The organism is Butyrivibrio proteoclasticus (genome assembly GCF_900115735.1).
In the GTDB taxonomy this organism is placed as follows: Bacteria; Bacillota; Clostridia; order Lachnospirales; family Lachnospiraceae; genus Butyrivibrio; species Butyrivibrio proteoclasticus_B.
In genome coordinates this window covers 1-8680 of record NZ_FOXO01000054.1, presented here as the reverse complement: position 1 = coordinate 8680, position 8680 = coordinate 1, and the positions used below count along the sequence as shown (strand labels likewise).

Below are 8680 nucleotides of genomic sequence, written 5' to 3'. Positions count from 1 at the left end.
GGTCAATCGCAGTGTTCAGAAGGCCGAAATTGTGGGATAACTTTGATAGAATTTTATGTTTTATCCCACATCTCTGAAAATCGGCTTGGATAGAATGGGATAAATTTTACAAATCTTTCACTCTTATCCTACATCTCAGTGAATTCCGCATTTCAATCTAAATCGCCAATAAATAGAAATTGTTTTGGGCATGCATATAGGCCGATTTCAAAACTCGTGCCACCTGCGGTCATATTAGCCCTATATAAACATTATAGAAAGTTTCCGCATCTACTGTTAATTTGCTCTACACAGTCTTGAAAGTAGTCACCCCCTACTGTTCTCGGAGTCAGAGCCTGAGGCAATAATCCCTAGCCACACCGCAGGTGCCTGCCATTGACGGGTTCTGAGGAAAACGTTACAATGCTGGTTCCGACGGTGCATGAATCTAACTACTGTTCCCATCATCCTCACCGTCGGCAGTGCCTGAAGGGCGTTTTTCTCAGGTTCAGTCAATGGTGGCGTACGGAGCCAATTACTTACGCATATACAAAAAGAGAGTACTCTGATATATGCTAATTGCACACATCAGAATCCTCTCCCTAATCTACAGTGTAAAATTCAGTAGAGGCTGTGGAAAGTGAGTTATCACTATTTCATAGCCCCTGTTTTTGTAAGTCAACTACCACGTACCTTTAGGTGCGTGGTAGTTGACATTTTTTCCGCCGGTTATTGCGAAATAAAAAATATTGTGAGGACTAAATAAAACAAAATGTCATTGTGTGGCGTACATTTGTCTTTTCTACACAAGAAATAAATTATAGTTTTGAAATTTTTGTTGATATTTTAGTGATTTTGGGGCTTTTCATATATGTTAAGTTAGGATTATAATTTTTTAAGACTTTAATCTGACAAAGTAAAACGAATCGGAGATTAGAAGATGGCACAGCTTTGGGGTGGAAGATTTACAGGCAGTATTAATGAACTTGCATGGAACTTTAATGCTTCTATTACTTTTGACAAGAGATTTTTGGAAGTCGATGTAAAGGGCAGCAAGGCTCATGCTAAGATGCTTGCAAAACAGGGCATTATTAATGATGAGGAAATGACAAGTATTGTAGAAGGCCTTGATTCTATTTTAGAAGATGTAAAAATAGGTAAGCTGGAAATAACTACCAAGTATGAAGATATTCACAGTTTCCTCGAAGCTAATCTTATAGAGAGAATCGGTGATGCCGGTAAAAAGGTTCACACAGGCCGCAGCAGAAATGATCAGGTAGCCCTTGATATGAGGCTCTATGCGAGAGATGAAGTAGAGCATGTGACAGGTCTTTTAACAGATATATTAAAGGTGCTTAATGGCATTATGGGAGAGAACCTTGAGACCTATATGCCAGGATTTACTCATCTTCAGAAGGCACAGCCGGTTACTCTTGCACATCACTTAGGCGCTTACTTTGAGATGTTTAAAAGAGACCTTCTTAGAATGAAGGATATATATAAGAGAATGAACTATTGTCCGCTTGGAGCAGGTGCTTTGGCCGGAACCACTTACCCTTTGGACAGGGAATATACAGCAATGCTTCTTGGGTTCGAGGGACCTACCCTCAACAGCATGGATTCAGTTGCAGACAGAGACTATCTGATAGAGTTTATGTCAGCTCTTTCTACAGTAATGATGCATCTTTCAAGATTTAGTGAAGAAATCATTATTTGGAACAGCAATGAATACAGATTTGTAACTATTGATGATGCTTATTCGACAGGCTCAAGTATCATGCCTCAGAAAAAGAATCCTGACATAGCAGAGCTTGTAAGAGGCAAGACCGGAAGAGTGTACGGAGATCTGATGACTCTTTTGACTACCATGAAGGGCATTCCTCTTGCTTACAACAAGGACATGCAGGAGGATAAAGAAGCCTTTTTTGATGCAGTAGATAATACCTCAAATTGTCTGATTCTGTTCACACAGATGTTATCTACTCTTCAATTTAATAAAGAGAACATGAAACGAAGTGCCATGCTTGGATTTACAAACGCTACAGATGCTGCAGATTACCTGGTAAAAAAGGGTATGCCATTTAGAGATGCCCATTCAGTAATCGGAAAGCTTGTGCTATACTGCATAGATAAAAACTGCGCGATTGATGATCTTGGCATAGAAGAGCTTAAATCTTTTTCTGAACTATTCGATAATGACATATATGAGGAAATCTCATTGGAAACCTGTGTAAATAAGAGACTAACTATCGGAGCGCCTAGCTTAAAATGTATGTCTGAGATAGTTAAGTTGAATTATGAGTTCATAAATAGCCTTGTGTAAATTTACAAATAGTATCGACTGAAAATGTTTATATGCGCCGCTTCATGAAAAACGGAGCTTACAATATTAAGGAGGAGTTTTTATTATGAGTGACAAGTTGAAAGTAGCAGTTCTTGGTGGAACAGGAATGGTTGGTCAGAGATTTATTGATATTATCAATAATCATCCTTGGTTTGAAGTTACCACTATTGCAGCAAGCCCACGTTCTGCCGGACAGACCTATGAGGAAGCAGTAGGCAAGAGATGGAAAATGGATAACCCAATTCCTGAGTCTGTAAAGAACATCGTTGTAAAAGATGTTACAGATGTAAAGGGCGTTTCTGAAGATGTAGATTTTGTCCTTTCTGCAGTTAACATGTCTAAGGATGAGATCAAGCATATTGAAGAGGAATATGCCAAGACTGAGACACCTGTAGTTTCTAACAACAGCGCTCATAGATGGACTCCGGATGTTCCTATGATCATTCCTGAGATCAACCCTGAGCACATGGATGTTATTGAGTTCCAGAAAAAGAGACTTGGCACAACAAATGGTTTCATCGCAGTTAAGCCTAACTGCTCAATCCAGAGCTACACACCAGCTCTTACAGCATGGAAAGAGTATGAGCCATACGAGGTTGTTGCTACAACATATCAGGCTATTTCAGGTGCCGGCAAGAATTTCGAAGAGTGGCCTGAAATGGTTGGCAACGTTATTCCTTTCATCTCAGGTGAGGAAGAGAAGTCAGAAAAAGAGCCACTTAGAATCTGGGGTAAGATTGAAAATGGCGTGATCGTTCCTGCTGATGATGTTAAGATCACATGCCAGTGCATCAGAATCCCTGTTCTTTACGGTCATACAGCTGCTGCATTTGTTAAGTTCAGGAAAGAGGTTTCTAAGGAAGAACTTATTGAAAAGCTTGTAAACTTCTCAGGACTTCCACAGAAATTGCAGCTTCCTAGCGCACCAAAGCAGTTCATTCAGTACATGCAGGACGACAACAGACCACAGGTTGCTCTTGATGTTAACTATGAAGGGGGAATGGGTGTAAGCATCGGAAGACTTCGTGAGGATACAATCTACGATTACAAGTTTGTAGGTCTTTCACATAATACACTTCGTGGAGCAGCAGGTGGAGCAGTAGAGTGCGCTGAGCTCCTTAAAGCAAGTGGATACATAAATAAAAAGTAATGCTTAGTACTTTAATTGTGGGGCTATGGAAGAACAAAGAAGAGAAGATTTATCTTTCTTAAACAGATATTATGAGAGCGGGCTTTCCAATATTCTTGTGGTCTACGGCCACAGGAATATTGAGGTTACGCCTCTTTTGACAAAATTCATAGAAAACAGAAGACATTATTTTTTCACTGCTCGTTCCGTATCAGAGAGGGAGCAGCTTTTTCTATGGGCAGGTGAGCTCAGAAGAAATGGGGTTAAGGTTTCTGAGTTTCCCGATTTTAAAGAGCTTTTTGATGTACTTGTAAAAAGCACACCCCAAGGATCTCTCATTTTGGTAGTTGATGATTTTGAGAATGTCGTAGGTAAGACTTCCGGTTTTATGAAAGCACTTACCGAGGTGTTATCAGAGAATGGCAGACAGAGACAGATTCTTGTTATTTTGGCAAGCTGTGATATTAACTGGGTTGAGAACAGCATGGTGGTCAATATGGGGAATCTTGCCGGCAATATCGCAGGATTTAGAAAGATTAAGCCGCTGCCTTTTTCAGAAATGAGAGCTTTTTTTCCAAAAATGTCTTATCGCGATGCGGTTCTCACCTACTCTGTGCTTGGCGGGCAGACGGCTCTTTGGAAGTATTTTGATGATAATCTCTCTTTTAAGGAGAATATCTGTAAGAATTTCCTTGATACCGGGAGCTTTTTGTACGGGGAACCTAAAAGGCTTACAGAGTATACTTTGAGAGAGACTGCTGTTTATCATACGATCATGGCCCAGATGGCTAGGGGCGTAAACAAGCTAAATGACTTGTATCATGCCACCGGCTTTTCAAGAGCCAAGATATCAGTTTATCTTAAAACACTCATTCATCATGATTTTGCATGCAAGGGTTATTCCTTTGGAAATGCAGGCAGAGAGAATGTTTTAAAGGGTGTTTACAAGATTGCTGATCCTCTTTTGAATTTCTATTTTAAGTTCATTTTTCCAAATGAAAGTAGTTTGCGTTTAATGCCGACTGACAAATTTTATGATATATTTATATCTGCAGGTATTCAAAGTTTTGCAAACGAAAGTTTTAAAGCTGTATGCAGAGAATATATCTTTAAATGTGAAGAAAAAGGTCTTTTCCCATTTGAAATCGGTGATGAGGGGCAATGGCTTGGAAAAGATGGTGATATTGATATTGTTTTGCAGAGCGACATTGGCGATACGGCGTTGTGCCTTTGCAAGTGGCAGAGTCAGATCACACATTCAGATTTGGATAAACTTGAATCCTGCGCAAGACTAGCAAGACTTGAGGGAGATTATTACTATTTCTTTTCAACCGCAGGATTTGATTCGTGGCTGTTGGACGCATCTATGAAATCAGCAGGCAAGATACGGTTGATTGGAATAGATGAATTAACAAATGGCTAAAAAACTTATCATAACCGAGAAACCATCTGTGGCAAGAGATTTTGCCAGGGTGCTTAATGTTTCCGGTAATAAAAACGGGTATATTGAGAATGATAATTACGTAATTTCCTGGTGCTTTGGTCACCTTGTGGAGATGGTATACCCTGAAGAATACGATGAAAAATACAAAAAGTGGAAACTGGAAGATTTACCGTTTCTACCTGTTAACTATAAGTATGGCGTTATTAAGGCCAGTGCAGATCAGTATAAGCTTGTGAATTCTCTTTTGCATAGAGATGACATTGATACTGTCTACTGGGCGGGCGACTCGGGAAAAGAAGGACAGACCATCGAGGAGAACATCAGAAACTATGGTGGTGTCAGGGATGGAATGACTGAGCTGAGAGTCTGGATTGATTCCATGACTGATGAAGAGGTTAAAAGAGGCATAGCAGAGGCAAAGCCTATGTCAGATTATGCACTCCTTGGAGAGTCAGGAATCATGCGTGCTATCGAGGATTATAGCCTTGGTATCAATTTCTCACGTGCCCTGTCAGTAAAATACGGAAAGCTTATAAATGATGCAGCTGCCACAAAGTCATACACAGCCATTGCCATTGGCAGGGTAATGACCTGCGTTTTGGGAATGGTTGTCAGAAGAGAGAGGGAGATCAGAAACTTCGTTAAGACTCCTTTTTACAGGATCGTAGGATCTTTTTCTGACGCAAATATACTTGCTGAGTGGAAGGCTGTTACCGGAACAGCCTTTTTTGAGTCCCCGCTTTTATACAAAGAAAACGGATTCAAAAAGGAAGAAGATGCGAAGGCTTTAATTGATTCTTTGACGGGAAAGCCTGCTGTAATTGACAGTATTGAGACAGGCAATTCCAAAAAGAAAGCACCTCTTTTATACAACCTTACAGAGCTTCAGGCTGAGTGTACCAAGAGGTTTAAGATAAGCCCATCCCAGACCCTTGATATTGCTCAGGAGCTCTATGAGAAGAAACTCACGACATACCCCAGAACTGATGCCAGAGTTCTTACTACAGCTGTGGCAAAAGAAATTTATAAGAATGTAAAGGGATTGTCAGGAGTAGCAGAGGTTTCAGGTTTTTCTGAGCATGTCCTAAAAAATGGTTTGTATAAAGGAATAGAGAAGTCCTATTACACAGATGACAGCAAGGTAACTGATCACTACGCGATCATTCCTACAGGGCAGACGGCTGCCATTAACTCTTTGTCACCTCTTTCAAAGAATGTATATCTCTTGATATGTAAGAGATTTCTGGCTATTTTCTATCCACCTGCAGAGTATAAGACGGCTAAACTCCAGATAGATGTTGGTGGCGAGAAGTTTTTTGCATCAGCAAAAGTAATGACAGCACCGGGATTTAGAGCTGTTTTAGGAATACCTGAAGAGAAGAAAAATGCAGGAGATAATGAGAATAGCCAGGGCGAGGCAGGAGATAATGCTTCTGATGAAGAGGATGTTGGAATATCCAAAGAGGATTTTATAAAGTTCGTTGAGACAGCCCATAAGGGTGACTCTATATCTGTAAATGGCATGAATATAAGGGAAGGCGCTACAGCACCGCCAAAAAGGTATACTTCAGGTGATCTTGTTATAGCTATGGAGAATGCCGGAAACCTTATCGAAGACGAAGAACTTCGCGAACAGATAAAAAAGAAGGGCATTGGAACTGCAGCTACAAGGGCAGGTATCATCAAAAAGCTCATCGACATAAAGTATCTGAACCAGAGTAAGAGCCAGATCATAACACCTGAGAATCTTGGAGAGATGATCTACGAGGTTGTTTATTTGACTGTGCCAACGCTTCTTAATCCGGAGATGACAGCCAGCTGGGAAAAGGGCCTTGAAGGTATCTACAATGGCTCAGTTGATGCAAAGGAGTACAGAGGTAAGCTCGAAGACTACATCAGACGTGAGACAGGTAAGCTCATAGATAAAGATCTCACTCACGATATTGTAAATCATATCAATCAGTTCACAGGTAAAGAGGCAAAGGGCCTGGCATCAAGAAAGCCAATAGGCATAAAGTGCCCTGTTTGCGGAGGCGAGCTCACTACAACTTCCTTTGGATATGGCTGTAGCAACTATTTTGATGAGACCAAAAAGTGCTCATTTAGTATAGGCAAGATTGCAGGAAGAGACCTTTCTGAAGAGGAAGTAAAACAACTCCTTACGGAAGGTAAGACGGATGTACTTGAGGGATTTTCAAGTAAGAAAAAGCAGAAGTTTAGTGCAAGCCTTATATTTACAAAAGACGCAGATGGAAAGCCTGTTATAAACTTTAATTTTGAAGATGTTCCTATCGAATACGTGGAGGACTTAAAGTGTCCTGCTTGTGGCGGAAGAATCATTAAGACAGGCTATGGCATCACCTGCGAGAACAGGACCAAAGAAGAGAATCCATGTTATTTCAGTATTGGTGAAATAGCAGGCAAAAAGCTTGATATAGAGACCCTTAGGACGCTTATCAATGAGAGAAAGACAGATGTCATAAAGGGCTTTAAGAGTAAGAGTAAAAAGAGTTTTGACGCAAAGCTTGAATTAAAGACTGTTGAAGATGGAAAGCTCTCAATAGTGTTCGATTTTGATGGTATTGAACCTGATTATTTAAAGGATGTTGTCTGCCCTGACTGCGGCGGCAGAATCATAAAAAAGAGCATAGGCTTTGGCTGCGAGAATTTTAGAGCAGAGGACCCAGAGTCGTGTAAGTTTTTTATCGGTAAGATTGCATCCAAACAGCTCTCTGAAGCAAATGTAATCGAGCTTTTAAAAGAAGGACATACATCAACTATAAGAGGCTTTAAGGGAAAGACCAATAAGAAATTTGATGCTTGTCTTGTGCTTAAGAAAAATGAAGAAGGAAAAAGCGAGATTTCTTTTGACTTTGAAAATGTTGAAGCTCAGGTTGTCAAAGACGTGGTTTGCCCTGTCTGTGGTGGCGAGATAATCAAGACATCTTTTGGATATGGCTGTAAGAATTACAACAGGGATGACCCTGATAACAGCTGTAAGTTCAATATTGGTCAGATTGCTGGAGTTAAGCTAAAAGATGCTCAGGTAAAAGAGCTTTTGGGTGCGGGTATAACATCCAAGATAAGCGGCTTTAAGTCAAAGAGTGGCAAGAAGTTTGAGGCAGCACTTGCTCTTAGCAAGGACGAAGATGGCAAGGTAACCGGCATAAGGTTTGTATTTGAAAATGAGGACGAAGTTCTAGAAGGCTTAAAGTGCCCAATCTGTGGCAAGCCTATCATCAAAGGTCACATGGGCTATCGCTGTGAGGACTACAAGAAGGGCGACGAAGGATGCAGCTTCTTTGTTGGTAAGATTGCAGGAATTGATATAGATAAGGAGCAGTTTACTAAGCTTATCAATGAGAAAAAGACTGACACGATTTCAGGGTTTATTAGCAAAAAAGGAACTCCTTTCGATGCAAAACTGGCCTTTGATGAGAAGTTTAATATAGTATTTGATTTTAATAACTGAAACTTCGCAGTAAAAAAATAGCGTTTGTACCTTGAAAATTCAATAAAAAATGGCAAAAAAGTACCATCATGCAGCCCTTAGTTGACGCTGCATGGCGGGGGTAAGTGCAGATATGAAGGTATCGATCATAGTTGAGATTTCTTCTTCGTCAAGATCGAATTTTTCAGTCATCATATCTGAGAACATTTTCATAATCAGAGTGAATGCATGGACAAATGTAACATCTGCCATTTCCTCTACAAGATATGTAAACAGTTCTCCAAGGGTTCTTGGATCTTCTGCTTCACGATTCTCAACAGCGAGCATCATATA

4 protein-coding genes and 1 pseudogene are annotated in these 8680 nt (G+C 40.3%); 4 read left to right on the top strand and 1 reads right to left on the bottom strand.

The window, feature by feature from the left end; all coding sequences use genetic code 11:
• The first annotated feature begins 919 nt into the window (after positions 1-919).
• From argH to BM146_RS18420, 4 genes are all read left to right on the top strand, one after another.
• Positions 920-2302, top strand: a complete 1383-nt coding sequence (gene argH, locus BM146_RS18435) for an argininosuccinate lyase (RefSeq protein ID WP_074892089.1) — start codon at positions 920-922, stop codon at positions 2300-2302.
• An 85-nt stretch (positions 2303-2387) separates the two neighbouring features.
• A complete protein-coding gene (gene asd / locus BM146_RS18430) occupies positions 2388-3473 on the top strand; it encodes an aspartate-semialdehyde dehydrogenase (RefSeq protein ID WP_074892087.1) in 1086 nt (361 codons plus the stop codon).
• A 25-nt stretch (positions 3474-3498) separates the two neighbouring features.
• Positions 3499-4875, top strand: a complete 1377-nt coding sequence (locus BM146_RS18425; protein ID WP_074892085.1) for an ATP-binding protein — start codon at positions 3499-3501, stop codon at positions 4873-4875.
• Complete coding sequence (locus BM146_RS18420; RefSeq protein ID WP_074892083.1) at positions 4868-8368, top strand: DNA topoisomerase III; 3501 nt, start codon at positions 4868-4870, stop codon at positions 8366-8368. Before BM146_RS18425 ends, BM146_RS18420 begins: the two co-directional genes overlap by 8 nt.
• 66 nt (positions 8369-8434) lie before the next feature.
• Here the strand turns inward: BM146_RS18420 and BM146_RS19750 are convergent.
• Positions 8435-8680: pseudogene (locus tag BM146_RS19750) on the bottom strand (IS4 family transposase); the annotation flags it as partial.

Coding starts and splice junctions, on each gene's coding strand:
- argH (WP_074892089.1), top strand. CDS start 920: ATGGCACAGCTTTGGGGTGGAAGATTTACAGGCAGTATTAATGAACTT.
- asd (WP_074892087.1), top strand. CDS start 2,388: ATGAGTGACAAGTTGAAAGTAGCAGTTCTTGGTGGAACAGGAATGGTT.
- BM146_RS18425 (WP_074892085.1), top strand. CDS start 3,499: ATGGAAGAACAAAGAAGAGAAGATTTATCTTTCTTAAACAGATATTAT.
- BM146_RS18420 (WP_074892083.1), top strand. CDS start 4,868: ATGGCTAAAAAACTTATCATAACCGAGAAACCATCTGTGGCAAGAGAT.